Here is a 25466-nt window from a genome sequence, read left to right as displayed (position 1 = left end):
TTTGTAAACGCAAAATTCGAAGTGGAATTTTTCAAAATAAAGTAGATGAATGCTTATAACAGTACCATCTAACCGATAAAAAAATAGATTTAAGCAGATGAAAATATCAAATAACTGGCTAAGAGATTACATAAAGACGGAATTGAAAACTGAAAGAATCGGTGAGTTCCTTACAGATATTGGTCTTGAGGTTGAAGGTATAGATAAATTTGAAAGTGTAAAAGGAAGTTTGGAAGGAATCGTAGTAGGTAAAGTTTTAACCTGTGAAAAACATCCAAATGCCGATAAACTAAAGAAAACAACTGTAGATGTAGGAAATGGAAAAGTACTTAACATTGTATGTGGTGCTCCTAATGTAGAGGCAGGACAAACAGTTCCTGTAGCAGTTGTTGGAACAAAAATCTATGATAAAACCGGTAACTTTTTTGAAATCAAAGAGGCAAAAATCAGAAGCGAGGTTTCCCAGGGAATGATCTGTGCTGAAGATGAGTTAGGTCTTAGTGATGATCATGGAGGAATCATGGTTTTGGATGAAACGAAATATGAGGTAGGAAAGAATTTTGCAGACTATTTTGAACTGACGAATGATGAGGTGATTGAAATTGGTTTGACACCAAACCGAACAGATGCAATGTCACACTATGGAGTTGCAAGAGATCTATATGCGTTTCTATCAACCAATCAGCAGAAAGCGCAGTTTGAAAAAGTAGCTTCTGAGCCATTAAATAATGAAGGTGCTCATAGCTTTACTTTAGAAGTAGAAAATACAGATCTGTGTCCAAGATATATTGGTGCTGTCATTGAAGATGTAAAAGTAGCAGAATCTCCGGCTTGGTTAAAAAACAGATTAAAAGCAATCGGATTAAGCCCGATTAACAATATTGTAGATATTACAAACTATATTCTTCATGGATTTGGACAGCCACTTCATGCTTTTGATGCGGATAAGATTGCAGATAAAAAAGTAAAAGTAGGAACCGTAAAAAAGGGAACAAAATTTACGACTTTAGATGGTGTTGAAAGAACTTTGAATGGTTCTGAGGTAATGATCAAAGACGGAAAAGATAAACCAATGTGTATTGCCGGTGTATTCGGTGGTGCTAATTCCGGAGTTTCCAACGAAACAAAAACAATATTCCTGGAGAGTGCTTATTTCAATCCGGTAGCGGTAAGAAAAGGGGCTAAACTTCATGGGTTGAATACGGATGCATCTTTCAGATTTGAAAGGGGAGTAGATCCAAATCTTACCAGAACAGCAATTACCCACGCAATCAAAATGATTCAGGAAATTGCAGAAGGAAAATTGGTAGGTGAACTATTGGAAGAGTATCCAAAGAAAATCGAAGACAGCTATGTAATTATCAGATTCTCTAAAATTGAACAGATTTTAGGAACTAAGATTCACAGAGAGAAAGTAAAAGAAATTTTAAAAGCTCTTGAGATCAAAGTTTTAAATGAAATTCAGAATGGATTGGAAATCTCTGTTCCTGCCTACAGAGCTGATGTAACGAGAGAAATAGACGTTATTGAGGAGATTTTAAGAATCTATGGATACAATAAAATTGATGCTCCACAAAAGATTTCATTTACACCTGTAAAGCTGAGCGCTAACGATCAGGATGAATTGGAGAATAACTGGGCAAGAACATTGCAGAGTTTAGGTTTTAATGAAGTAATGAATAATTCATTAACTTCTGTAAAAGACGAAACAGATGCAGTAAAATTACTGAATCCTTTAAGTGGTGATTTAGCTTTCATGAGAAAATCTTTATTGGAAGGTCTTCTTCAAAATGCAGTTTACAACATCAATAGAAAAAATCAGGATATCAAGTTCTTTGAGTTTGGAAAGATCTATCACAAAAGAGCTCAATATGAAGAGAGAAAACAATTAGCAATTCTTGTTTCTGGAAGAGATGTTGCAGAAAACTGGTTACAACCTAAATCGGCAACTGATTTTTATAACCTTAAAGCATATGTAAAGGTATTGCTGGAAAAACTGGCGATTGATTATAAAGAGGTAGCTTTATCTGATGAAAGATTCTCTGATGCATTAGCTTATGAAGTAGATGGAAAAACATTAGTAAGAATTGGAAAAGTTTCTGCAGGATTATTAAAAGATTTTGATGTTGATCAGGATTGTTTCTATGCAGAAATTGAATTGGAAATGGCTCAGCAATTGCGTTCTACTAATGAACTGAAATTTAAGGATATTCCTAAATTCAATAAGATCAGAAGAGATTTAGCACTATTGATTGATAAGAATATTACGTATCAGGAATTATATCAAACGGCAAAAAAGAATAAATCTCCATTCATTAAGGATATTAACTTATTCGATGTATATGAAGGGAAAAATCTTCCGGAAGGAAAGAAATCTTATGCGATGAGCTTTGAGTTATTAAATGAAACAAAAACTTTGGAGGAAAAAGAAATTTCCGAAGTGATGGATTCTTTAATTAAATCTTTCCAAAAAGACTTTAATGCAGAATTGAGATCATAAAATAAAACATATAAATATATTGAAACGGGCTTTAGCCCGTTTTTTTTGTTTTAATATAATACAGATATGTCGGAGAATGTATGTTTTAGCCAAATACATTGAAAGAAAAATGAAATGAATATCAATAGAGGTAGGCTTTAGCCTACCTAAAATAATTATCTACATATTTCGGCTTTAGCCAAAACCTATCTCCCCATTTGCGGGAAATAAATTATAGATCCAAAGGATAGATGAATAATAAAATTCTTTGAAAACCGTTTAGGTAATATAATTTCCGTAAATTTGGTAAAATCAAAAAAGAAAAAAATGAAAAATCTTTTTTTAAGTATAAGTGCAGCCGTGATTTTGGCGTCGTGCGGAACTATGTCAAGCGCATCTGCTTCAAAAGTAGGAAAATCTCAGCCTTCATTAGTAAATACAAAATGGACCTTAGCAGATAATGTGAAAGGAAAAATTCCTACATTGAATATCGAAGGAGAAAAGATCAATGGAAATGGGGGATGTAACAACTATTTTGGAACAGTAAAGCTGGATGCTTCAACAGGTAATTTTTCTGCGGGTCCAATGGGGTCTACAAAAATGGCTTGTGACAATATGAATGTGGAGCAGAACTTTATGGATATGGTGGGAAAAGCTAATAAATATGTAATTTCCGGAACTACTTTAGAATTGTATAAAGACAATCTTTTGTTATTGAAATTCAATAAATCAGAATAAAAAATAAAAGGAACTCAATTGAGTTCCTTTTTTATGTTTTAAGGTTTTCTTATTCTTCCTCTTCTTCGTCGTACTTAGCCAATTCTTCGTCACACCATTTGAAAGCTGCTTCTACCACTTTAGTAGCTTCATCTGCCATGGTCTCTTCATCGTCACCCTCCAAATCATCAAGCCACTCAACTTCTTCTTCCTCAACGTTTAAGATAAATCTTGGGTATTCTGTATGAACCACGAATAAATCCTCAGGAAATTCCGAATTATCTGCTAATAAAAACTTTGGTAATTTCATTTTTTTAATATTTTAACTTTTTCAAAGATAATAAAATTATTGATATTTGTTCTCGTCGAGCCTGTTTTTTTGTAAAACTTTGCACCCAGTAACAGATGTTTTCTATAAGAAGTCTACACGCTTTAAAGTCAAATTATACCATTAAAATCTACTGATAGCCGCGCCATATCTGTAGTGTAAGAATTAATTTGTCCTGTTTCCGGGACTTATTAATAAAGAAATGAAAAAATGGTCATCACTTGCTGGTGATGACCAAATAGTATTTGTTTTTTTAATTGCAGATGGCAAGCAAGAGCCTACTGTCTGAATATATAAAAGTAGTTCAGAGAATTATTTAGAGAACATTTTCGAAACTTTTTCTGCTTTTTTGCTTTCAGAATAGTCATAAAAACCTTCACCAGATTTCACTCCTAATTTTCCTGCCATTACCATATTCACCAAAAGTGGATTTGGAGCATATTTAGGATTTTTAAAACCATCATACATGACATTAAGGATAGCCAGGCAAACATCAAGACCAATAAAGTCAGCCAACTGAAGAGGTCCCATTGGGTGAGCCATTCCGAGTTTCATTACAGTGTCGATTTCTTCAACGCCTGCCACTCCGTTATACAATGTTTCGATAGACTCGTTGATCATAGGCATCAAAATTCTGTTAGCAACAAAACCTGGGTAGTCATTAACCTCTACAGGTACTTTTCCTAGGGTTTTACTCATTTCATAGATCGTATCAAAAGTCTCTTTTGATGTAGAATACCCTTTGATGATTTCTACCAATTTCATGATAGGTACTGGATTCATAAAATGCATACCGATCACCTTATCAGCTCTCTTCGTTGCTGCTGCTATTTTCGTAATAGAAATGGAAGAAGTATTGGTTGCCAGAATACAGTTTTCAGGAGCAAATTCATCCATTTGTCCAAAGATTTTTAACTTCAGATCCTGATTTTCAGTCGCTGCTTCTACGATCAGATCAGCTGCTCCTACAGCCCCCTTCAGTTCTGTAAAAGTGGTGATATTTCCTAAAGTTTCTGCTTTTTGCTCTTCTGTAAGGTTACCCTTTGCAATTATTCTGTCGAGGTTGGTGGTGATGGTTTTTATTCCTCTGTCTAAAGCTTCCTGAGATACATCCACCAGGCTTACTTTAAATCCGCTTTGCGCAAAAGTATGTGCAATACCATTTCCCATGGTTCCAGCTCCGATAACTACAACGTTTTTGATCATTTTTCCTTTAATTAAATTATTTTTTATAGATAGTTAGATTTCTTGAATTGGCTAAGTCAGCTTTTGTTACCACCTGTGCTTCATCAAAATTCACATTTCCACTGTTGCTTTTTCTTTGTGCATTTTGTGAAAAAATAGCAGCTTTAAGACCCGATATGAATTTACTTTTTTTTCTTTTTGCTAAAGCATCGACTCCGATATAAAGGTTAAATTCACCTTCTCTTCCCAAGCCACTTTCTCTGTAAATTTCGAAAGGTTTGGTTTTATTCTTTTTTTGAAATTTTGAAATATAATTAATGACAGGGTCTTCAGAAGGAGTTCCGCAACAAATACTTGCGTATCCCACCTGTAAATAGTTTTGATTCTTTTGTGAGAAAAAGAATGTACCACAAAAAATACCGAGAAGTATTGCTAATTTTTTCATTTTGATCAATAGAATTAAGGTTAATTAAGCCTCTTTTTTTAAGACATGAAGCCTTTTTTCTTTCGCTTAAAATTAAGCTTTAAAATCTACTTATTAAAATCATCCCAAACTACCTTTGAAAGATCAGAAATGATTTTACAGTTTACGGCTTCTGTTTCAGTGGAATTACTTACAAATACAGCAATTGCATAGTGTTTTCCATTGGGAAGGGTCACAATTCCCATATCATTTTCTGCACCGGTAAGCCCTTCTTTATTTTTGCCTGAAGAACCTGTTTTATGTGCGACTGGCGTATTTTTAGGAAGTTGTTCAACCAACTTATTGGCTCCGGTCTTTGTTCCAAGCATTACTTTCATCAGATAGGCAGTCGATTTTTTTGAAAGTAGTTTTCCCTGATAAAACTTTTTCAATACATCTACAATAGAATTGGTCGTGCTGAAATTTTCATATTGCACATTCCAGCCCTTATGCATTTCTTCTTCATTGAATTTGATCTGAAAATTCTTTACTCCTTTTGAATTCATGAATTTCTGTACTGTAGATGTTCCTCCAATTAATCGTAAAAGGATGTCACATCCATTATTGTCACTTTGAGCAACGGTAAAATCGATAATTTCACTTAAAGGGAGTTCAACATTACCTGCAGGATACTTTTCCCGCATCGGAGACCAGGTGTCATCCAGGAGATCGGATTTTTTAATTAAAACTTTCTGATCCAATGAGAGTTTTCCCTTATCAACAAGATCTAAAACAGCAGAGGAGATGTGAAATTTGAAAACACTTTGCATCGGAAGTTTTTTCTCCCCGTTTTTGTTATAATTGAAATCATTTTCAATGCTCAGGACAGAAACACCTACGGTCGCATTTTTGCCATTTACAATAGAGTTGATCTTTTGTTCCAGTGACGTTGTTTGAGCAAAGCTAAATGCTGAGATCAAAAGAAGAAGAAATCCTGTTTTTTTCATAAGGGTAAATTTAAAAAATAAATCCCTTTAGATTCTAAAGGGATTTGAAATTTAAGATATTTATTATTTTAATTCGAAGTAATTGAGGTCAACACCATCATTTTCAAAGATGACCCTGATCTTGTTTTCTCCTTTTTTCAGGTTAACACCTTTAACTGAGATTGTTTTCCACTGATCTTTCCCCCCTGTTGAAGGTAATGAAACTGTGGCGAGTTGTTTCCCTCCTGCATCTTCAATCCTTATTTTTGAATCACTACCTGCAGCATATCGTATATCAAAAGTGTATCCTTTGTCTGTTTTACTGTTGATGGTATACTGCAGCCATTCTCCTTTTTCCGTTTTTCCCACGTAGTATTGATTGCTCGGCTTGTCCTTACACAAATAGATATCAACTCCATCATTTCTCATTTGGTGACCGGAATTCCATTCGGATCTTTTAGCCGGATCGCTTACCCAAAGGTTGGTAAAATCATTATCCATATAGGCAGAACCCATTCTTCCCAAATCATAGTCTGCAGCAAAAATTCTTCCAGGTGCCTGATGGTTTTTAAATGGTTTTGTAGAATCATCTGTTATTTGTCTGAACATGGCATCGATAACATCTTGTTTTATTTCAACGTTGCTGAATTTATAGTTGTCAGCAATTTTCATTAAAGCTTTTGTTGCAAACTCTTTTGTTGGTTTTTCACCACCATTTTTCCAGTAATCTAAAAGTTTCTGGTATTCAGGGGTAATTTTTACATTGGCAATTCCTGCTGTATTATCAATCTTTTTCATTGGCCAGAAAGCATAACCGATGTTGTGTTTATTCATCAGCTGGATCAGTTCTGTAAACCATACATTGGAGTTTTCTCCGGTTTCTCCCAGCCAGATCGGAATATTATGTTTCTCTCTTAAATCAAGGATTCCCTTTATCGTTGCATCATCATTATTATTCCAATATTTATGGAAACTGAAAACAAGATTATTATCCCAAAGTGGAGTCAGCCCATTATAGTTATTTCCCCATCCGTTTCCTTCGAGAATGATGATGTGCTTTTTGTCCACTTCACGAATGGCTTCTGTGATCTCTTTCTGGAATTTCCATAGGGGAGCGTTAGACATTTCATCTGTTCCATTTGGGTTTTTCCCCGTGAAATTGATGTTAGGTTCGTTAATGAGGTCATAACCTCCTATCCAGGGCTCATCTTTATAACGTTCTGCAAGCTTCTTCCAGAAAGCAATGGTCTTTTTCTGATTCTCCTCACTTTCCCAAAGTGATGGTTTAGATTTGTCGTTATCAGAAATGTTTACATCATTTCCCTGCCCCCCGGGAAGTGCGTGTAAATCCAGGATCAGATACATTTTATTATCGGCACACCACTTCAAAAGATCATCAGTCATTTTAAAACCCTCTTCAAGCCATGTATTCTGGCCCTTTACCGGTTCTTTTTCAATCGGGAGTGTATACAAATTATAATGCATCGGAAGCCTTACGGAATTAAAGCCTGCTTTTGCAAGCAAATCAATATCCTGCTTGGTAATTCCATTTTTCCAATAAGATTTATAAAATTCTTTCATTCCCTCCTCACCAATCAGTTCAGAGATCTTCTGTTTGATTTTATATTGAGGACCGGCAAAATCTGCTGTTTTCAGCATATAGCCCTCCTGCAACATCCATCCTCCCAAACCGAGCCCCTTAAGCTGGATATTTTCACCTTTGTCATTTACGATCTTTTGACCGCTTGTCTTGAGTAATTGTGATGTCCCAAATTGAGACAATAATAAAGCGGAAATTAGGATGGTTCTTTTCATAGTATTGATTTTATAAGATTATGGGATTGTTTTTAGAATTATAAGTTTGCTAATCACAAATATATTTAAAAAATATTGAATAAAAATTAAAATTCCTCTTTAAATATATGAACAATTTAAAGAGGAATGTTTTTTATAGCTATTGTTACTTAGCTTATCAGTTTCATGATTTCTAAAGCAACCTTTAATGCCTCCGTACCATCTTCCAGTGATACTTCTACATTTTTATTTTCGGTGATAGAATCTGCAAACGAATTGAGCTCATCTAAAATAGCATTGTTAGGCTGGATGTTTGGATATTCAAATAAGATCTGGTTCTTTTCACCATCAGCATTTTCAATGATCATATCAAATGGAGTAGGGGTCTCAGGGGCATCTTTCATTCGGATGACTTCTGCCTTTTTCTCAAGGAAGTCAACCGAGATATAGGCATCTTTCTGGAAGAAACGGCTTTTTCTCATCGCCTTCATAGAAATTCTTGAAGTGGTAAGATTGGCAACACATCCATTTTCAAATTCTATTCTAGCATTCGCAATATCCGGAGTTTTACTTACTACACAGACACCACTGGCATGGATTGCTTTTACTTTTGATCTCACCATGCTCAGTAAAATATCCAGGTCGTGTATCATCAAGTCCAGTACTACAGAAACATCTGTTCCCCTGGGATTGAATTCTGCCAACCTGTGAATTTCAATAAACATTGGATTTTTGATATATTCCTTGGTTGCCATAAAGGCGGGATTGTATCTTTCAACATGGCCTACCTGAGCTTTTATCCCATTTTCACGACATTTGTAAAGGATCTCCTCTGCTTGCTGAAGCGTTTGCGTTACAGGCTTTTCAATGAAAAAATGCAATCCTTTTTCAATTGCTTTTAATGCGTAATCGTAATGATAAACCGTGGGTGTTACAATATCCAACATATCGATCTGATTCAATAAATCATCGAAGTTTTCGAAATATTTGTAACCGAATTCGGCTTCTATTTTTTTTCCGTTTTCTACATCTTTATCATGGAAACCTACAAAATCATACTTATCTGATTGATTGAGAAGTTTTAAGTGTATTTTTCCCAAATGTCCGGCGCCTACCAAACCTGCTTTCAACATAGCTTTTTTAATTTTTGTAAAGATATACATTAGGTATGATATTTTAGATATAAAGACTTTTGACTTTAATCAGCAAAAATTCCGGAGGTTTCCTGAAATCTAAAATCTAATTCTTATTTTTGTGAGGAACTACCATCAGCAACCTAATAACTATTATTTAATGACGCAAGATTCGTTTGTACATAAAGGAAAAAGAAAAATTTTAGTTGAATATCTTCAACAAAGAATTGGGATTACAGATAAAAATGTACTTTCGGCCATGAATGAAGTTCCGAGGCATCTTTTTATTGAAAGTATTTTTGAAGACTATGCCTACGAAGACCGTGCTTTTCCTATTCTGGCTCATCAAACCATTTCTCACCCTTCAACGGTTGCTGAGCAATCGGAGCTTTTACAAGTAACACCCGGAGAAAAAGTCCTTGAAATCGGAACTGGGTGTGGGTATCAGACTGCTGTTCTTTTAACGATGAAAGCTTTGGTGTATACAGTAGAAAGACAGAAAGATTTATTTGATTTTTCTAAGAAAAAACTGAGGGAACTTCACCTTTTTCCAAAATTTCAGAGTTTTGGGGACGGCTTTGCCGGATTGCCAACATTTGCTCCCTTTGATAAGATCATTGTAACATGCGGAGCTTCTGTACTGCCGACTGAATTATTAAAGCAATTGAAAGTGGGCGGAAAAATGGTTATTCCGTTAGGACCTACTGATGAACAGGTATTATATAGGTTTACAAAAATTTCTCCAACGGAGATTGAAAAAGAAGAGTTTGGTGCATATAAGTTTGTTCCAATGCTTAACAATACCAATACATAAAATATGATACATCCCGATACAATAGATTATAACAATACACAATCGAAAGAATCGGATCAGGAAATCTGCAAAAAACTCTCTGTGATTATCGGTCATCAGCTGCAGGAGGCTGAAAATAAAATCTGGCACAGACATCCCGTTTGGTTTTTAGATGGAAATCCTATTGTTGGGTATAGTAAGTTGAAAGATTCTGTACGCTTATTATTTTGGAGTGGACAATCTTTTGAGGAAAGCGACCTGAAAGTAGAAGGTTCTTTTAAGGCTGCGGAGATCAGATATACATCACCAGAGCAAATTGATGAAGCTGATCTGAAAAGATGGCTTGAAAAATCGCAACGCATTCAGTGGGACTATAAAAACATTGTCAAAAGAAAAGGAGAATTGATACGGTTAATATAAATTTTGTTTATCATTCAAAAAATCTATTATAGCTTCTATCCTTTTTGTAATGGAGGATTGAAAAAAGGAGATCATCTGGAATCACTTTCTGAATGATTTTCGGAATGAATATTGAAGTATTTATAACGAGATCTCTTAATAATGAAGAAACAAAACATGAATTTATGAGCTATGCACAAAAATCTGTAAAAGATGTTTCGGGAGATACTCAGGAAATGTTTTTCGAAGTTAGGGAGAATAAAAAAAGATCAGAAGAGAAGAAGTAATTTTTATATTAAAGTTAAGCCTCACTTATACAATGAGTGAGGTTTTTTTATTGGAAAAAAATAAATTGTGTATAATGAAAGTATTCCTCAATAAAAGGATTCCTGAAATAGGAATAAAATTGCTTGAAGAAGCAGGTGTAGAAGTGATCATACCGGAAAATGAAAATCTTTCTAAGGAAGAGTGGTTGAGCTATTGTAAAAATACAGATGCAATTTTAAATGTTGGAGTTCATTCCTTTGATAAGGACTTTTTTGAACAGTGCCCTAATGTAAAGGCTATTGCATTGTATTCAGTTGGTTTTGATCATGTGGATGTTAAAGCGGCTACTCATAAAAGTATACCGATTGGAAATACACCGGATGTGCTGAGTAAAGCAACATCTGATGTAGCTTTTTTATTAATGCAGTCCGTAGCAAGAAGAGCCAGTTATAATTACCAGAAAGTGAAAGATGGCAATTGGGGGGATTTTGATCCTCTTCATGCATTAGGACAGGAACTCTATGGAAAGACTTTAGGTATTTTTGGGCTGGGAAGGATCGGTTTTGAAATGGCAAAAAAATCATCGAAGGCTTTTGATATGAATATTATTTATCACAACAGGCATCGTAATGAGGAAGCTGAAAAAGAACTCGATGCAAAGTATGTTTCCTTTGAGGAGTTAATCGAACGTTCTGATGTTTTAAGTATTCATGCTAATTTCAAACCTGAAAATAAAGATCTTTTCAATGGTTCTGTTTTTAAAAACATGAAACCCAATGCGATTTTTATCAATACGGCGAGAGGTGGATTTCACCATCAAAATGATTTGTATGAGGCATTGGTTTCCAGGGAAATATGGGGTGCCGGTTTAGATGTTACCAATCCGGAACCTATTGTAAAAGATGATCCTATATTGGAACTTTCAAGTGTTTGTGTCCTTCCGCATATTGGATCAGCTACGGTTGAAGCAAGAAATGGAATGGCAAAATTAGCAGCTGAAAATATAATTGCATTTTCAAAAGGAGAAAGAATGCCTCATTGTGTTAATCCTGACATTTATTCAGGCAATTAAATACAACTTGGAATTATTTTTGTTTTATATGAGTCAACACTAAATACTAATAGTATGATACCAGAAGATAACATCAACGAGCAAAATAGAAGATTAAGAGAAATGGATTATAATCCCAACGAAGATTTCTTCAATAAAGAAAAACATATTCCTTTAGATGGCGATGGAAATCCTATTCTGAATGAAAATGAAGATGATTATGAGATGGAAATGGATCTGGATGTTCCGGGTTCTGAGGAAGATGATGATATGGAAGAAGTAGGATCAGAAGATGAAGAAAATAATTATTGGAGTACCAGTGATAACAATGACGATCATGAAGAAGAAAATGATGATGTTCTTACATAAAGTATTCAATGAAACGATATAGATCAGACCTTACTCAAGCGAGTAAGGTTTTTTATTATCAGTTTGTGAAAATAAGATGCAATCACATTTTTTTAAGAATCTATCATTCTTTTTTTTAAGGGGGCTTTGGTTACAAGAGGAGTGGTTGGGATTGGAAGGCTTTATCGGCGGAAATTATCATTTTTAAACAAAGTGGTTATTGTAATTTAGGCTAATTACAATAATTAGCCATCCCTGAGAGGGGAATTTTTCATGTTTTCTTTGCATTATATTTTCTATTTTGAATATCTTTAAAACTTTGAATTTTAAACGTAGAACTTCAATATAGTTATGACTTTTCAAGAACAGATACAACAGGGTATACCTAATCAGTTGCCACAACCAAAACCATACGAAACGAATATTAATCATGCTCCCAAGCGTAAAGAAATTTTAGGTGAGGAGGAGAAAAAGCTAGCGTTGAAAAATGCTTTACGATATTTCGATCCCCAATTTCACGCTGAATTACTACCGGAATTTAAAGAAGAATTAGAAAAATATGGTAGAATTTACATGTATCGTTTCCGTCCGGATTATGAAATGAAGGCAAGGCCGATTACTGATTATCCAGGAAAATCTGAACAGGCTAAATCGATTATGCTGATGATTCAGAATAATCTTGATTATGCAGTTGCACAGCATCCACACGAACTCATCACATATGGCGGAAACGGAGCTGTTTTCCAAAATTGGGCACAATACCTTTTAACGATGAAGTATTTGTCTGAGATGACAGATGAGCAGACCCTGACGATGTACTCAGGGCATCCGATGGGATTATTTCCTTCACATAAAGATGCACCTAGAGTAGTGGTAACCAATGGAATGGTGATTCCAAATTATTCAAAACCGGACGATTGGGAAAAGTTCAATGCATTAGGGGTTTCTCAGTATGGACAGATGACTGCGGGAAGTTATATGTATATCGGGCCACAGGGGATTGTTCATGGTACAACCATTACCGTTCTTAATGCTTTCAGGAAGATAAAAAAGGAAACGAAGGGAGGCCTATTTGTAACCTCTGGGTTAGGAGGAATGAGTGGTGCACAACCAAAAGCAGGAAATATTGCAGGGTGTATTACCGTCTGTGCTGAGGTAAACCCTAAGATCACAAAGATCCGCCACGATCAGAAATGGGTGAATGAAATCCATGACAATGTAGACGAACTGGTAACAAGAGTAAAAAAAGCGCAGGAAAATAAAGAAACGGTTTCGTTGGCATACCTTGGAAATATTGTTGAGGTTTGGGAAAAATTTGATGAAGAAGATTTAAGAATCGATATAGGTTCTGATCAGACTTCTCTTCATAATCCATGGGCTGGAGGATATTATCCTGTGGGACAAAGTTTTGAAGAATCGAATACGATGATGGCTGAAGATCCTGAATTATTTAAAGAGAAAGTTCAGGAAACTTTAAGGAGACATGCTGCTGCAATTAATAAACATACAGAAAAGGGAACCTATTTCTTTGATTATGGAAATGCCTTTTTATTAGAGGCATCCAGAGCAGGAGCGGATGTCATGGCGGATAATCCTACCTTAGGCAGAGAATTTAAATTTCCGAGCTATGTTCAGGATATTATGGGACCTATGTGTTTTGACTATGGATTTGGACCTTTCCGTTGGGTTTGTACAAGTGGAAAACCGGAAGATCTTCAAAAGACAGATGAAATTGCTTGTCAGATCTTAGAAGAGATTCAGAAGAACTCTCCTGAAGAGATTCAGCAGCAAATGAAAGATAATATTCAATGGATCAAAGGAGCGCAGGAGAACAAACTTGTCGTAGGTTCTCAGGCAAGAATTCTTTATGCTGATGCAGAGGGAAGAATGAAAATTGCGGAGGCATTCAATAAAGCGATAAAAAGCGGAGAAATTGGTCCGGTAGTTTTAGGAAGAGATCACCATGATGTATCAGGAACAGATTCTCCTTACAGAGAAACTTCAAATATTTATGACGGTTCAAGATTTACTGCGGATATGGCTATCCATAATGTGATTGGTGACAGTTTCCGTGGGGCAACCTGGGTGTCTATTCACAATGGCGGTGGTGTTGGATGGGGAGAAGTGATCAACGGAGGTTTTGGAATGTTACTAGACGGAAGTGCTGAAGCAGACAGAAGATTGAAATCTATGCTTTTCTGGGATGTCAATAACGGAATTTCAAGAAGGAGTTGGGCTAGAAATGAAGGTGCCATCTTTGCAATCAAAAGAGCAATGGAAGTAGAACCGAATTTAAAAGTTACTCTTCCTAATATGGTTGATGATAATTTATTATAATTTTTGAAAAAATATTTAATAAAAAACTTTGCTTATTGCAAAGTTTTTTTATTTTTATACAAAATAATGAAAAAAATAAAAATTGGATGTGCCGTGAAAGTTGGAATGAAATGAAACCCGTATGGAAAATGTGGTTTTATGGAGTTTCCAGAAAAAAGGGGGTATAATTTAGTGGATTTTCTGATAAAGAGTTTGTTATTCTTTGATACAAATGAAAAAAGATATAGTGGAACAGTTGATTAAAAAGAAATATTGATAGGCTAGTAATTAGAGGTAGATTGTGAAAAACTGACTGGCTAGGGATATCTACAAAAGAACATATTGAATCTACAAAACCTTTGATTTTATTAGATAATAAAAAGATTTCAGAAGATAAAATGAAAAAAATGATCCCGATAAAATACAAATTGTAAGGGTGCTTTCATTAGGAAGCGAAAAAGTTGTATGGAAATGCTGGAGAATATGGAGTAATTGTTATAGAGAGTAAAAAAAGAGATCACTAAGGATGACTAAATTTTTTATGAAGCTTTAACCGTTTTTAATTTAAAAATTAAATTATTGAAAAGATATACAGCAAAATTCGGAAAAAGACAGTTAACCTTATTTTCAGAAAATAATTCTGAAATTGGAAAAATTGTCGAAACAAGTAAATTAATTTCGTGGAAAAAATTTATTTTATGTGATTCTAAGCGCTACGACATTAAAAATGTAGGCTTTTTATGGAATGATATTGAACTTTCAGATGGAAGAAAAGTACTTTACTATACAGACTTTGGTAAAGACAGGATCATTAAAACTGGTAAAGAAGTGAAGATCTGCCATTTTAAATTCGGTAAAGGAATGCAGCTTTACGAACAGAAAAAGTTACTGATAGATATCCAGACCCATAGGAAGTGGTTTAAAGATCCTACCTTTAGTATTGAACTTGATGATTCTGTAGACGATGCCTTGGCTTTACTATTTCTGTATTATTCCACAGCTAGTTTTATGGAATAGGAGATGACTAAAATATAGTCAATAGATTTTTAGATAAAATAATGCTTTTTCCTGATCATAATCGATAGCTTATTTATAAACAATAAAAAACCCTCTGGAAAGAGGGTTTGAATTTTTATGGTCTCACAGGTTTAACTACACATCCACATGCACAGTCATCTTGACCACTTATTTCATCACATACACCTACGGCTTCGCATCTGTAGATATATCCAACCGGACATTGTGGTAAAGAACCTGCTCCTTGTACATTTTTTAATTGTTCTCTTGAGATCTTTTTAAAATTTTTCATAGTAAATTATTAATTCGTTTAAGTTTTAAATATAGGAATATTCTCCATTTAAAGCATTAGCGAACAAATTATTTTTAAACTAAACTTAATTTTTCACAGCCTTAATTGCTGCTTCATAATTCGGTTCATGTGAAATGTCAGCAACCTGCTCTTCGTAAACAATCTTCCCTGAAGGGTCAATTACAACCACAGCCCTGCTTAAAAGACCTTTCATAACAGAGTCTGTGAGTTCTACACCGTACATTTTTCCGAAATCAGAACGGAAATCGGAAAGCATTACCACATTTTTGATCCCCTCAGCTCCACAAAATCTTTTTTGTGCAAAAGGCAGATCTTTGGAAATACAAAGAACAACCGTATTGGGAAGGTTGGCCGCATCTTCATTGAAGTGACGCACTGAAGCTGAGCAAACCCCCGTATCTACACTTGGAAAAATATTAAGAATCAAAAATTTCCCTTTGTAAGAATCTAAGGTCTGATCTTTCATTCCAACATCTGTAAGAGTGAACTTTGGCGCAGCTTTATTGACAGCCGGTAATTTGGAATAAGTACTTACTGGTTTTCCTCCCATCATAACTGTATTGGCCGTTTTTGAATTTTGGGCAAAAAGAGATACAGAGAAAGACAATAGTGTGGTGAAAATTAATTTTGAAAACATTGAATTTATTTTTTAACAAAATTATTCTTTTTTTGGATTGAATATTAATTTTAATTCAAACAGTCTTTAAATAGACCGAATCTATTAACTGCCTATTTTTATAATCAATTCTAACGTCTACCTTTATTCTAATAAAAAGTGGACACTTAATTATTAAAAAGATAAAAAATATGGATTCAGTACATAATTCGTCATTTCAAGGAATCTTTAAAAGTGAGAATGAAATCCCTGAAGAATTTAAAGTTCAGGAAATTCATCAGCGCACCTACTTGCTGAATGGTGAACTGGTAGAGTGGAAGGGCGAGGTTACAAATATTTATTCACCGGTTTGTATTCCTACAGAAAACGGACTTGAAAGAAAACTATTGGGTAGTATTCCCAATATAAGCCCTGAAGATGCTATGGAAGTTCTTGAAGCATGTGTACAAGCTTATGATAATGGTCTTGGAGAATGGCCGACAATGTCTGTAGAGGGACGCATAAAATGTATGCAGAAATTTGTTTATCTAATGATCCAGCAGCGTGATCTTGTTATCAAACTTTTGATGTGGGAGATTGGAAAAACGCTTGCTGATTCTACCAAAGAATTCGACCGCACCGTGGATTATATCAATCAGACCATTGATGCATTAAAGGATCTTGATCGTGAATCCTCACGTTTCCAGCAGGCAGAAGGAACGATTGCCCAAATTCGTAGAGCTCCGTTGGGTGTTGTTTTAAGTATGGGACCTTTTAATTATCCTTTAAATGAGATATTTACCACATTGATTCCGGCATTGATTATGGGAAATACTATTTTATTTAAACTCCCTAAACATGGGGTCTTGGCTCATTATCCATTATTAAATGCATTTAAAGAAGCATTTCCAAAAGGGACGGTAAATACACTGTATGGAAAAGGTTCTGAAATCATTACTCCCATTATGGAAAGTGGGAAAGTAAATGTGTTGGCATTTATCGGATCCAGTAAAGTGGCTAATGGATTGAAAAAGCTGCATCCAAAAGTAAACCGTTTACGTGCGATTTTAAGTCTTGATGCAAAAAATGCAGCGATCATTACAAAAAATGCTGATCTTGATGTAGCCGTCAATGAATGTATTTTAGGAGCGCTTTCTTTTAACGGGCAGCGATGCACAGCATTAAAATTACTGTTTGTACAAAAAGAAGTTGCTGCAGAATTCACAGAAAAATTAAATAAGGCTGTATCTGCTTTGAAGCCGGGACTTCCCTGGGAAAAGGATGTGAAAATAACCCCGCTTCCTGAAGTGAATAAGCCTCCATATCTGAAAGAGTGTATTGATGATGCGATTGCGCATGGAGCTAAGATATTGAATGAGAACGGAGGATACAATGATGCCTCTTTCGTATTTCCTGCAGTAGTTTACCCTGTTACCAGCGAAATGAAATTGTATCATGAAGAACAATTTGGGCCTGTAATACCTGTCGTTCCTTTTGACAGTATTGATGAGCCGATCGATTATCAGGTAAATGCTTCCCATGGAATGCAGGTAAGTATTTTTAGTGAAGATCCACATGAAGTTTCAAAACTTATTGATTCATTTGTTAATCTTGTAAGCCGAGTGAATATTAACTGTCAGGCACAGAGAGGTCCGGATGTTTTCCCATTTACCGGAAGAAAAGACAGTGCGGAAGGGACTCTTTCTGTATTTGATGCTCTTCGTTCTTTTTCTATAAGATCTTTGGTAGCAGCAAAATTGACGGAGTCCAATAAAGAGCTTTTAAATACCATTGTCAGAGAACATGATTCTAATTTCTTAAGTACAGATTATATCTTCTAAGATTAAAGCAATCACTTCAAAATAAAAAACCGTACTGCATCTAAAATGAGTACGGTTTTTCTTTTAACTTACTCTAAAACTCTAAAACTCTAAAACTCTAAAACTCTAAAACCCTAAAACCCGGACCCAGTAGTTCAAATTAACAACCCACCCCCATCAGCTACAATCGTATTACCTGTACTAAAACTCTGCTCCATGAGATAAATATAAGCAAGAGCGATATCCTCTGGGCTGGCTATTTTTTTGACCAGTAATGTATCGGAATATTGTTGATACATTTCCTCACGGGCTTTTTCCGGAATATCACCCCACAGATCTGTTTTTACAATACCAGGAGATACAATATTAACTCTTGTAGGGGCGAGTTCAACAGCCATTGCTCTGGTAAATCCTTCCATAGCTGAGGTAATACTGGCTCCAATTCCCCATCCTTTTCCCGGGCGGTTTCCGGCTATACCACTGGTTAAGACAATAGATCCTCCCGCATTGATTTTTGATGCCCCATATTTTACGGCCGCAAGGGCACCCCAATACCTTATGGTAAAGAATTTTTGAGCTTCTGAGATAGAAGTTTCACTGATATCCGTTAATTGGAGATTTTCACCCGCGGTATATACCAGGTGGTCAAATGAAGACTGGTTGGTAAAGAAGTTTCGAATGTTTTCTTCTTTACTGAGGTCTACTGACTGGCCAGTAGCATTTTCAGGGAGCTGTCCTAATGCAGAATCTATACGTTGCTGATTAGATGCCACAATGGTAAGTATTGCTCCTTTTTTAGCGGCAGCTTTTGCTGTTGCAAGGCCTATTCCTGCACTTCCACCCATGACGATTACTTTTTTTCCTTCTAAAGAATTTGCTGTTGGTATCATTACTATTTATTTTATGATGCAAATTTCTTACAAGTCTATTTCATTCGATTTACCAAATGGTAAAAAGAAAAATGAGCCTGTTTTTTTAATGATATAATTAAATTTTTATTATTTTTTACAAAGTATTGTAACATTTTCTATGAATTGTCACTAACTCTTCAGAGCCAAGAACCATGAGCACATTAGAAAAAGAATTTTTAGATAAAATTGAAAAACACAAAGGAATCATTTTCAAGATTTCTAAGATGTACATGGATAATAAGGATGACCGCGATGATCTCTTTCAGGAAATTACCTATCAGGTTTGGAGGGCATATCCCGGATTTAAAGGAGAAAGCGAATTTTCTACATGGTTATATAGAATAGCCCTTAATACAGCGATTATTTTTTTAAAATCTGAAAAGAAAAGAAGTTTTATAGCGAATGAAGATATTTCCAATTATAAAATTTCCCAGGAGGAGTATGACAGTGGAAAAGAGGAAAAACTCTCTGCTATGTATCTGGCTATTCATCAACTCAATTCAATAGATAAAGCTTTTATATTTTATTATCTCGAAGATGTTTCGGGTCGTGAGATTGCTGATCAAATGGGGATTTCAGAGGGAAATGTAAGGGTGAAAATGAATCGTGCTAAAAATAAGTTGAAAGATATCTTAAACTCAAATAAATACTAATTTTAAATCAATAACAATGAATATAGATGAACTAAAAAATACATGGAATGAAGATGTCTTTGAAAAGACACCTGAAATCAGTATTGAAAATAAAAATAAGATCAACCTTCCTTTAGAAAGGATTCGCAGAAATATGAAGCATGAATTCCTTTCTACTATTGGAATTTTCATTTTTGGGTTTGCTGTTGTCTGGCTTTGTGGAGCCCCTTTTAAATTTAAATTTTATCTCACCATACTTTTAGCCTCTATGGCTATAGTAACCTTTTTCTTTTTTAAAAAATTCTTTAAGCTTTATAAAGATATGAGTGATCCGGGGATGAAAACGTATGATGGATTAAAGGATTTGCTTCACCAGTTTGAGCTGAATAAACAATATTACCTCTCATTTTACCTCAGTTTTATTCCCTTTTTGGTTTGTGAGATCATTATTGTCTTAGAATTTATTCCGAGACCAGAACCGTTAAGTGATCTTAGGATCGCTACCATTCTAATAAGTGCAGTTTTAATTGGATTGTTCTTTTTATATCTTTTAGGAAAATACTGGTTTCAAAAATTTTATGGCAAATACATAACAACAATAGAAACACTTGTTATGGAATTTCAAAAATAATATTTCGGCGGGCAGAATGCCCGCCGAAATTATTCCATTATGAAGCTTTGTTTAAAATGCTTTTTGCTGAGTCTGAAGCGATAACCAAACCTGCTCCAAACATAATAATATCTTTGATCACCAATCTTCCTGCTCCCGAAAGATAAGGGAATCCATGTTCAGTGCCGCCCAAATCGGGGACCCATGCTTCAGAGGTCGTTATTAGAAAAGAAAGTGTCACAAAGGACATTCCGGCAGTTAAAATTCCGGATAATAGTCCAATCTTTGGATAGAAAATTCCAAGAATCACGAGAATACCAATTCCGACGATGAAACTTCCCAATGCATAGGAAAAAACGTAAGTGCCGTTGGCTTCATGCCACTTTATATTGTTAGGAATAACTTCGCCTTCCTTGTTTTTATGGACTTTATAACTATCCGTATCTGAGGCTTTCTTATTGAGGAAAAAGCTCATAAAAGGGGAATTGGCAACAAAAGGGATAATGCCTTCAGCTTCGTAGTGAAAAGCTTTTAATCCACCAATCCATGCCATAACGATAAAAACACTTATCCTTAAAATATGAATAAAGTTTTTCTGGGAGTGTGCTAAGAATTCAATCATATTATTTTTTTTTACAAAATTAGAATGAATGCTTACTCAATAGAATGGAGAATTATGGACTTTACTTGTACAAATCTGCAACAATCGAAATTCCGGCTTCTCTTCTAAAATGACTTGGAGAGATCCCTGTGTGTTTTTTAAAATATTTGCTAAAGTAAAACTCGTCACTAAAATTAAGCGCTACAGCAATCTCTTTAATTGATTTTCGGGTGAGGTGAATTTGTTTTTTCGATTCAAGGATCACTCTTTCCTGAATGATCTGAGAAGGTGTTTTATTAAAACGGGACTTGATCTTTTTACTTAAAGTATTTGGTGCAATATGTAAAAGATCCGCATAAAATGATAGATTTTTTTCTGTGAGAAAATGAATTTCCACAAGATTCTGAAAAGATTTTAATTCTTTAAAATCATCCTGAATGAGTTCCTTATCGGGAAGTATTTTATTTTTTTCTTTACTGCAAATAGCCAGAATAAGCTGAAGGTAGGATTGTGAAATGGCTTGTGAGAAATCTTCCTGGAGATTTACTCTTTGGATTTTTGAAAAATATTCCGCTATCTCGTTGAAAACTTCCTGATCTAATTTAAAATAGGGGAAGAGGTAAATATTATTAAAAAGCAACCCGTTACAAGCCACTTCTTTTTTGTGAAATTCTATACAGTAAAAATCGCTGTGAAAGCTTAAGTCTTCAATATCGATAGTTGAATCACATATGATCTGGATGTTCTGAAATGGTGATGAGAAAAAAACAATTCTACCATCGAAATTATATTCAGTAAAATCAACTATAATTTTTCCACTTCCTTCAAATAAAAGATATGATAAAAAGAATCACTGAGAATACTTTTATAATATTCCGAATCTCGTTTCCGGACTGAAAAAAATGTCTTCTCCATTACCAAAGTTAAGTTTATGGTTTTATTTTAGCTAAAAATTATTACTGGGTGTAATAAGCTGGAAATTCCCTGATAATCGAATATAAATCTCTTACTTCAAAATACCGGGGGCTTGCACTTGTCACATTCGTGAAACCGCTATCTTTAAAAAGTTTTTTTGTTCTTGTAACATGAAAGTATTGTGAAATAACAATCACGCTATTGAAATCCAATTGCTTTTTCAATTGTAAAGTATTTTCAACAGTTGCTCTTGTATTATCACCATGATTATCGACAATTATCAGAGAGTCGGGAATTCCATTCGAAATTAAAAAATCTTTCATTTTGTCTCCTTCAAAATAACCTTCTTTTCCAAAGCCCCCACTTACTAGAATTTTTTTGATTCTATGGTTCTTATAAAGCTCAATTCCTGTTTCTAATCGCTTTTCCAGTCTTTTGGATAATGTACCATCTTCATTAACTTTATTTCCCAGAATAACAGCTAGATCAGATTTTTGTTTAGTATCGTATAAGCCATCTGCAATAATGTACAATGAATGTATCACAAACCATAGGATGAAAACATAGAAAATGGCTTTTAAAAAAAATAGAATTTTTTTCATTATAATGTTTTTTTATGGCTTTTTTTTCTCTTTTTCAATCTCGCTCTTCACCCAATTTAATTGAACATCATTTTTATTAATGATATCTTGTAAAGTTTCAGGGATGGCTACATCAGGAATTACTCCTCTTTGCGAGTTGGTGAGTGTAATATTTGGGTTTACCAATAACAATCCAATCGGTAAAGTGAGTTTGGAATTTGGCAACACCTGATAAGAATAAAAACCTGCTACAGTTCCATCATTTGCTCCTCCGGTTTCTTCACCTACTAACAGCGCCTTTTTATCAAACTTTAATTTAGAACTGATAATAGAAGATGCTGAATAACTTCCTCCATTTACCAGTACAAAAATTTTCCCCTGAAAAGCATTTTTACTGGGCTTGGTTACATTATCTGCTTTTATTTTATAATAGAATTTACCATCAGTTCCTTTGTATGTATGGAAGGTTTTAAGGAAAAAATAAGTAGGATAAGTAATCCCTTTCAATGCATATTCCAGAGGGCTGCTTTTTTTAAAATAATTGGTCTTTAATGGAGTAAAGCCTGAATTAAGTCTTGAGGGTTTTATCAAGGTAAAAGGCTCGGACACAAGATACGAATAAAGAGTATTGATTTCCTGCAGGGAACCTCCATAGTTATCCCTTATATCCAGTATAAGATAAGATGATTTTGCTTCTTTAATTCTTTCAAAAGTATCCCGGTAAAATTTATCTGAATGGTTGTCTGAAAATCTTTTTATATTGATATAAGCAATGGAATTATCATCATCTAAAAACTGAAAATTACGGGTGCCTGAACATTGAGAACGACTGCTTTTTGAGGCGGTCAGGCCTTTAAGCTTTTCTCTTTCCTGATCGCTCTGCTTTTGTCTCTCAAGCGTATAACTTTTCTTTTCATTATTATATAATGTTTCAATTCTCACATGATCCAGGAAGCCATTTTCCATACAAAAAAAGATGAAAATCATGTCTTTAAGATAGTAAGGGATAAAAGTTTTATTCCGGCCGTCACTGCTGATCAGGTTTTTGTATCTGTTGATATAGGAAATAACAGGGACATCATCAATGCTTACTATTTCGGTACCCGGTTTTATATTATAAATAGAATCTTTATTTTCTATAATATATAAATGGTTATCCTTTATCGCATATTTAAAATAGTTGAATAATTTTCTTCCGCCATACTCCTTTTTTAGTTTCTCAAAAGGGATCATCAGTGAGAGATGCCCTTCCCGAATCGTTGTAATTACTGGTTGTAATTTGAAATAAAACTCAATGGGGGTAAGAGGTTTGTTAATGGTCTGTTTAAGGCTGTCGATTCTATAATCCAGATCTTTTCTTGTGGTGTACCTGTAAAGCTGAGGATGCATCTCTTTTAATTTACTGTAGGCATAATCCACATCTTTTTTAAGTTGATCAGGTTCTATAAGCGCCGCATCCTGCTGTTCGCTATTGGCGACCGAAGAGCAGGACCATAAAAAAAAGAATCCAAATAGAATTAATGAAATTTTCAATGTCTTTGTGTTTAAAACCTACAAATTTAATTGTTTAAAATGATCAGAATATTAAAATAATGATAATTTTTTAAATAAGTGTTATAATATTTCGTTAAATAAATTGCTTATTTCCCGGTTTGGTATACCATTTAAGGGCAAAAGTTAATACATTTGATGCTTATTTTTATCAAATGATGTATTTACTTATTGCAGTTGTTATTCTGTTGGTGTTGGCGTATTATTTAATAATGAGTCAGGATGTTTTTGGTTCTGATCCTGCAGGGAAAAGATTGGAGCGAATGAAACAGTCAAAACATTATAGGGATGGGCAGTTTCAGAATATTAGTCACACTCCGTCACTTGCCGAAGGACATAGCATGTCTGAAGTTCTCTATAATTTTTTTCTGGCTAAAAAAGATCCCCTTTTAAAGCCATTAAAGAGGATTCCTTCCATACATACCAGTTTAAAAGATATTCCAAAAGATCAGGATGTTTTTATCTGGTTGGGGCATTCTTCCTATTTTATACAGACGGATGGAGTTTCTTTTTTAATAGACCCTGTTCTAAGTACTTACGGATCTCCGTTCAAATTTTTCAATAAAGCATTTACGGGTTCTGATATTTTCAAACCTGAAGATGTTCCCAATCTTGATTATCTTATTATTACTCATGATCATTTTGACCATTTAGACTATCCTACGGTTAAAAATATAAAAGATAGGGTAGGAACTGTTATTTTACCTCTGGGAGTGGGTGCACATTTTGAAAAATGGGGCTACAGGGAAGATCAGCTTATTGAAGAAGAATGGGGTGGTATTGCTGATTTAAAAAATAATATTAAAATAACCTTTACTCCGGCAAGGCATTTTTCAGGAAGAAAAATAAAAAGAAACGGAACATTATGGACCTCGTATGTTCTGGAAACGCCTACGAAAAAGCTCTTCCTAGGTGGTGACAGTGGTTATGATACTCATTTTAAAATGATTGGTGAAAAGTATGGTCCTTTTGATTATGCTATTATGGAGAACGGGCAATATAATGAAGCCTGGAAATATATTCATGCACTTCCTCAGGAGGTTATACAGGCAAGTATAGAAGTTAATGCCCAAAACATAATTCCTGTTCATTCCTCAAAATTTGCTCTGGCTCTTCATCCCTGGAATGAGCCGCTTAAAAAAATATCAAGTTTGGGTAAAGAGAAAAAATTACATATTCTTACTCCTATGATTGGCGAAATAGTTGATTTGAATCAATCGGATACTCAATTCAAGACGTGGTGGGAGGATTAGCCTTAGGCGTGCCAGATGTCTTTGTATCTTTTCGGATGATTTTCAAATTGCTGTCTTACAAAATCGCATTCAGGGTCTATCAGTAAATCTTTTTCCTCTGCATACCGTACCAGTTCGTCTAAAAGCATTTTAGCATATCCATGCCCTTCAAGTTCTTCGTTGAGTTTTGTGTAGTATACAATTAATTGTCTGCCATCAATTGCCATGGACATGTATCCGGCTTTCTTTTCATCGATTAATATCTGCAATTCATCTTGATATGGAGATATTTCAAATTTTATATTTTCCATAATTATTGAGATTAGGTTGGATGATAAATGATTTTCGAGAGCTTATAATCAGATCTCTTCTTTAAAATTACAAATTAAAATCATACAATGAGTTAATTTTAAGAAGTTGTCCGTAATTTATATTCTTTTAAATTAAGCAATTATTGGGATTTGAGGATAGAAGTTAGAGGGTTAGAGG

At 34.6% G+C, this 25466-nt stretch carries 27 protein-coding genes; 13 read left to right on the top strand and 14 right to left on the bottom strand.

Annotated features, from left to right (window positions below; genetic code table 11):
- Window positions 1–97 precede the first annotated feature (97 nt).
- A complete protein-coding gene (gene pheT, locus CEY12_RS06875; RefSeq protein WP_089026988.1) occupies window positions 98–2500 on the top strand; it encodes a phenylalanine--tRNA ligase subunit beta in 2403 nt (800 codons plus the stop codon).
- Window positions 2501–2806: 306 nt separating this feature from the next.
- On the top strand, window positions 2807–3217 hold the full coding sequence (locus CEY12_RS06870; protein ID WP_089029809.1) for an META domain-containing protein: 411 nt from the start codon (window positions 2807–2809) through the stop codon (window positions 3215–3217).
- Between the two features lie 49 nt (window positions 3218–3266).
- Here CEY12_RS06870 and CEY12_RS06865 read toward each other — a convergent pair whose 3' ends face one another.
- The 6 genes from CEY12_RS06865 to CEY12_RS06840 form a co-directional block, all read right to left on the bottom strand.
- Entirely contained in the window at window positions 3267–3506 is a 240-nt protein-coding gene (locus CEY12_RS06865; RefSeq protein ID WP_007845674.1) for a hypothetical protein, read from the bottom strand.
- A 330-nt stretch (window positions 3507–3836) separates the two neighbouring features.
- Entirely contained in the window at window positions 3837–4727 is an 891-nt protein-coding gene (locus tag CEY12_RS06860) for a 3-hydroxybutyryl-CoA dehydrogenase (protein WP_172821065.1), read from the bottom strand.
- A 19-nt stretch (window positions 4728–4746) separates the two neighbouring features.
- A complete protein-coding gene (locus CEY12_RS06855) occupies window positions 4747–5154 on the bottom strand; it encodes a hypothetical protein (RefSeq protein WP_089026986.1) in 408 nt (135 codons plus the stop codon).
- Between the two features lie 86 nt (window positions 5155–5240).
- The gene (gene bla-A, locus CEY12_RS06850) at window positions 5241–6119 is read right to left on the bottom strand and encodes a CGA/CIA family class A beta-lactamase (RefSeq protein WP_089026985.1); all 879 of its coding nucleotides are present in this window, start codon (window positions 6117–6119) and stop codon (window positions 5241–5243) included.
- 63 nt (window positions 6120–6182) lie between these two features.
- Entirely contained in the window at window positions 6183–7913 is a 1731-nt protein-coding gene (locus tag CEY12_RS06845) for a cellulase family glycosylhydrolase (RefSeq protein WP_089026984.1), read from the bottom strand.
- Between the two features lie 149 nt (window positions 7914–8062).
- Complete coding sequence (locus tag CEY12_RS06840) at window positions 8063–9025, bottom strand: Gfo/Idh/MocA family protein (protein ID WP_089029808.1); 963 nt, start codon at window positions 9023–9025, stop codon at window positions 8063–8065.
- A gap of 160 nt (window positions 9026–9185) precedes the next feature.
- Here CEY12_RS06840 and CEY12_RS06835 point away from each other — a divergent pair, with 160 nt between their 5' ends.
- The 7 genes from CEY12_RS06835 to CEY12_RS06810 all read left to right on the top strand — a co-directional run bounded on the left by CEY12_RS06835 (window position 9186) and on the right by CEY12_RS06810 (window position 15216).
- On the top strand, window positions 9186–9839 hold the full coding sequence (locus CEY12_RS06835; RefSeq protein WP_089026983.1) for a protein-L-isoaspartate(D-aspartate) O-methyltransferase: 654 nt from the start codon (window positions 9186–9188) through the stop codon (window positions 9837–9839).
- A 3-nt stretch (window positions 9840–9842) separates the two neighbouring features.
- The gene (locus CEY12_RS06830; RefSeq protein WP_089026982.1) at window positions 9843–10238 is read left to right on the top strand and encodes a DUF1801 domain-containing protein; all 396 of its coding nucleotides are present in this window, start codon (window positions 9843–9845) and stop codon (window positions 10236–10238) included.
- A gap of 104 nt (window positions 10239–10342) precedes the next feature.
- A complete protein-coding gene (locus CEY12_RS22225) occupies window positions 10343–10504 on the top strand; it encodes a hypothetical protein (protein WP_157676773.1) in 162 nt (53 codons plus the stop codon).
- A 74-nt stretch (window positions 10505–10578) separates the two neighbouring features.
- On the top strand, window positions 10579–11556 hold the full coding sequence (locus tag CEY12_RS06825) for a 2-hydroxyacid dehydrogenase (protein WP_089029807.1): 978 nt from the start codon (window positions 10579–10581) through the stop codon (window positions 11554–11556).
- 54 nt (window positions 11557–11610) lie between these two features.
- Entirely contained in the window at window positions 11611–11904 is a 294-nt protein-coding gene (locus tag CEY12_RS06820) for a hypothetical protein (protein WP_089026981.1), read from the top strand.
- Between the two features lie 330 nt (window positions 11905–12234).
- Window positions 12235–14220 carry a urocanate hydratase gene (locus CEY12_RS06815; protein WP_089026980.1) on the top strand — a complete coding sequence of 662 codons (1986 nt, stop codon included), beginning with the start codon at window positions 12235–12237 and terminating at the stop codon, window positions 14218–14220.
- Window positions 14221–14778: 558 nt separating this feature from the next.
- Window positions 14779–15216 (top strand): hypothetical protein, encoded by a 438-nt coding sequence (locus CEY12_RS06810; protein WP_089026979.1) that lies wholly within the window; start codon window positions 14779–14781, stop codon window positions 15214–15216.
- A gap of 115 nt (window positions 15217–15331) precedes the next feature.
- Here the strand turns inward: CEY12_RS06810 and CEY12_RS22840 are convergent, their stop codons facing one another.
- Window positions 15332–15508 carry a bacteriocin-like protein gene (locus CEY12_RS22840; protein WP_410493893.1) on the bottom strand — a complete coding sequence of 59 codons (177 nt, stop codon included), beginning with the start codon at window positions 15506–15508 and terminating at the stop codon, window positions 15332–15334.
- An 85-nt stretch (window positions 15509–15593) separates the two neighbouring features.
- A complete protein-coding gene (gene tpx / locus CEY12_RS06805; protein WP_089026978.1) occupies window positions 15594–16166 on the bottom strand; it encodes a thiol peroxidase in 573 nt (190 codons plus the stop codon).
- Between the two features lie 170 nt (window positions 16167–16336).
- Here tpx and CEY12_RS06800 point away from each other — a divergent pair, with 170 nt between their 5' ends.
- Window positions 16337–17965, top strand: a complete 1629-nt coding sequence (locus CEY12_RS06800; protein ID WP_089026977.1) for an NADP-dependent glyceraldehyde-3-phosphate dehydrogenase — start codon at window positions 16337–16339, stop codon at window positions 17963–17965.
- A gap of 134 nt (window positions 17966–18099) precedes the next feature.
- Here the strand turns inward: CEY12_RS06800 and CEY12_RS06795 are convergent, their stop codons facing one another.
- On the bottom strand, window positions 18100–18834 hold the full coding sequence (locus tag CEY12_RS06795; RefSeq protein WP_089026976.1) for an SDR family oxidoreductase: 735 nt from the start codon (window positions 18832–18834) through the stop codon (window positions 18100–18102).
- A gap of 173 nt (window positions 18835–19007) precedes the next feature.
- Here CEY12_RS06795 and CEY12_RS06790 point away from each other — a divergent pair, with 173 nt between their 5' ends.
- Window positions 19008–19508, top strand: a complete 501-nt coding sequence (locus CEY12_RS06790; protein WP_089026975.1) for an RNA polymerase sigma factor — start codon at window positions 19008–19010, stop codon at window positions 19506–19508.
- Window positions 19509–19524: 16 nt separating this feature from the next.
- On the top strand, window positions 19525–20118 hold the full coding sequence (locus CEY12_RS06785; protein ID WP_089026974.1) for a hypothetical protein: 594 nt from the start codon (window positions 19525–19527) through the stop codon (window positions 20116–20118).
- 37 nt (window positions 20119–20155) lie between these two features.
- On the opposite strand, the gene CEY12_RS06780 is transcribed toward CEY12_RS06785, so the two are convergent.
- From CEY12_RS06780 to CEY12_RS06765, 4 genes are all read right to left on the bottom strand, one after another.
- Window positions 20156–20719, bottom strand: coding sequence for a DUF417 family protein (locus tag CEY12_RS06780; RefSeq protein WP_089026973.1), 564 nt, complete (start codon window positions 20717–20719; stop codon window positions 20156–20158).
- Window positions 20720–20780: 61 nt separating this feature from the next.
- Window positions 20781–21353, bottom strand: a complete 573-nt coding sequence (locus tag CEY12_RS06775; RefSeq protein ID WP_228409809.1) for a helix-turn-helix domain-containing protein — start codon at window positions 21351–21353, stop codon at window positions 20781–20783.
- Window positions 21354–21654: 301 nt separating this feature from the next.
- Window positions 21655–22215 carry a YdcF family protein gene (locus CEY12_RS06770; RefSeq protein ID WP_228409808.1) on the bottom strand — a complete coding sequence of 187 codons (561 nt, stop codon included), beginning with the start codon at window positions 22213–22215 and terminating at the stop codon, window positions 21655–21657.
- A gap of 12 nt (window positions 22216–22227) precedes the next feature.
- A complete protein-coding gene (locus CEY12_RS06765; RefSeq protein ID WP_089026972.1) occupies window positions 22228–23727 on the bottom strand; it encodes a S41 family peptidase in 1500 nt (499 codons plus the stop codon).
- Between the two features lie 173 nt (window positions 23728–23900).
- Here CEY12_RS06765 and CEY12_RS06760 point away from each other — a divergent pair, with 173 nt between their 5' ends.
- A complete protein-coding gene (locus CEY12_RS06760; protein ID WP_089026971.1) occupies window positions 23901–24998 on the top strand; it encodes an MBL fold metallo-hydrolase in 1098 nt (365 codons plus the stop codon).
- A 2-nt stretch (window positions 24999–25000) separates the two neighbouring features.
- Here the strand turns inward: CEY12_RS06760 and CEY12_RS06755 are convergent, their stop codons facing one another.
- A complete protein-coding gene (locus tag CEY12_RS06755) occupies window positions 25001–25288 on the bottom strand; it encodes a GNAT family N-acetyltransferase (RefSeq protein ID WP_089026970.1) in 288 nt (95 codons plus the stop codon).
- Between the last annotated feature and the right edge of the window lie 178 nt (window positions 25289–25466).

Source organism: Chryseobacterium sp. T16E-39 (assembly GCF_002216065.1).
Classification (GTDB): Bacteria; Bacteroidota; Bacteroidia; order Flavobacteriales; family Weeksellaceae; genus Chryseobacterium.
This window is presented reverse-complemented; position numbering and strand designations above follow the sequence as displayed.

What these genes read in the sequence shown, in the direction of transcription:
- pheT (WP_089026988.1), top strand. Translation starts at nt 98, where the DNA reads ATGAAAATATCAAATAACTGGCTAAGAGATTACATAAAGACGGAATTG.
- CEY12_RS06870 (WP_089029809.1), top strand. Translation starts at nt 2,807, where the DNA reads ATGAAAAATCTTTTTTTAAGTATAAGTGCAGCCGTGATTTTGGCGTCG.
- CEY12_RS06865 (WP_007845674.1), bottom strand. Translation starts at nt 3,506, where the DNA reads ATGAAATTACCAAAGTTTTTATTAGCAGATAATTCGGAATTTCCTGAG.
- CEY12_RS06855 (WP_089026986.1), bottom strand. Translation starts at nt 5,154, where the DNA reads ATGAAAAAATTAGCAATACTTCTCGGTATTTTTTGTGGTACATTCTTT.
- bla-A (WP_089026985.1), bottom strand. Translation starts at nt 6,119, where the DNA reads ATGAAAAAAACAGGATTTCTTCTTCTTTTGATCTCAGCATTTAGCTTT.
- CEY12_RS06845 (WP_089026984.1), bottom strand. Translation starts at nt 7,913, where the DNA reads ATGAAAAGAACCATCCTAATTTCCGCTTTATTATTGTCTCAATTTGGG.
- CEY12_RS06840 (WP_089029808.1), bottom strand. Translation starts at nt 9,025, where the DNA reads ATGTTGAAAGCAGGTTTGGTAGGCGCCGGACATTTGGGAAAAATACAC.
- CEY12_RS06835 (WP_089026983.1), top strand. Translation starts at nt 9,186, where the DNA reads ATGACGCAAGATTCGTTTGTACATAAAGGAAAAAGAAAAATTTTAGTT.
- CEY12_RS06830 (WP_089026982.1), top strand. Translation starts at nt 9,843, where the DNA reads ATGATACATCCCGATACAATAGATTATAACAATACACAATCGAAAGAA.
- CEY12_RS22225 (WP_157676773.1), top strand. Translation starts at nt 10,343, where the DNA reads ATGAATATTGAAGTATTTATAACGAGATCTCTTAATAATGAAGAAACA.
- CEY12_RS06825 (WP_089029807.1), top strand. Translation starts at nt 10,579, where the DNA reads ATGAAAGTATTCCTCAATAAAAGGATTCCTGAAATAGGAATAAAATTG.
- CEY12_RS06820 (WP_089026981.1), top strand. Translation starts at nt 11,611, where the DNA reads ATGATACCAGAAGATAACATCAACGAGCAAAATAGAAGATTAAGAGAA.
- CEY12_RS06815 (WP_089026980.1), top strand. Translation starts at nt 12,235, where the DNA reads ATGACTTTTCAAGAACAGATACAACAGGGTATACCTAATCAGTTGCCA.
- CEY12_RS22840 (WP_410493893.1), bottom strand. Translation starts at nt 15,508, where the DNA reads ATGAAAAATTTTAAAAAGATCTCAAGAGAACAATTAAAAAATGTACAA.
- tpx (WP_089026978.1), bottom strand. Translation starts at nt 16,166, where the DNA reads ATGTTTTCAAAATTAATTTTCACCACACTATTGTCTTTCTCTGTATCT.
- CEY12_RS06800 (WP_089026977.1), top strand. Translation starts at nt 16,337, where the DNA reads ATGGATTCAGTACATAATTCGTCATTTCAAGGAATCTTTAAAAGTGAG.
- CEY12_RS06795 (WP_089026976.1), bottom strand. Translation starts at nt 18,834, where the DNA reads ATGATACCAACAGCAAATTCTTTAGAAGGAAAAAAAGTAATCGTCATG.
- CEY12_RS06790 (WP_089026975.1), top strand. Translation starts at nt 19,008, where the DNA reads ATGAGCACATTAGAAAAAGAATTTTTAGATAAAATTGAAAAACACAAA.
- CEY12_RS06785 (WP_089026974.1), top strand. Translation starts at nt 19,525, where the DNA reads ATGAATATAGATGAACTAAAAAATACATGGAATGAAGATGTCTTTGAA.
- CEY12_RS06780 (WP_089026973.1), bottom strand. Translation starts at nt 20,719, where the DNA reads ATGATTGAATTCTTAGCACACTCCCAGAAAAACTTTATTCATATTTTA.
- CEY12_RS06770 (WP_228409808.1), bottom strand. Translation starts at nt 22,215, where the DNA reads ATGAAAAAAATTCTATTTTTTTTAAAAGCCATTTTCTATGTTTTCATC.
- CEY12_RS06760 (WP_089026971.1), top strand. Translation starts at nt 23,901, where the DNA reads ATGATGTATTTACTTATTGCAGTTGTTATTCTGTTGGTGTTGGCGTAT.
- CEY12_RS06755 (WP_089026970.1), bottom strand. Translation starts at nt 25,288, where the DNA reads ATGGAAAATATAAAATTTGAAATATCTCCATATCAAGATGAATTGCAG.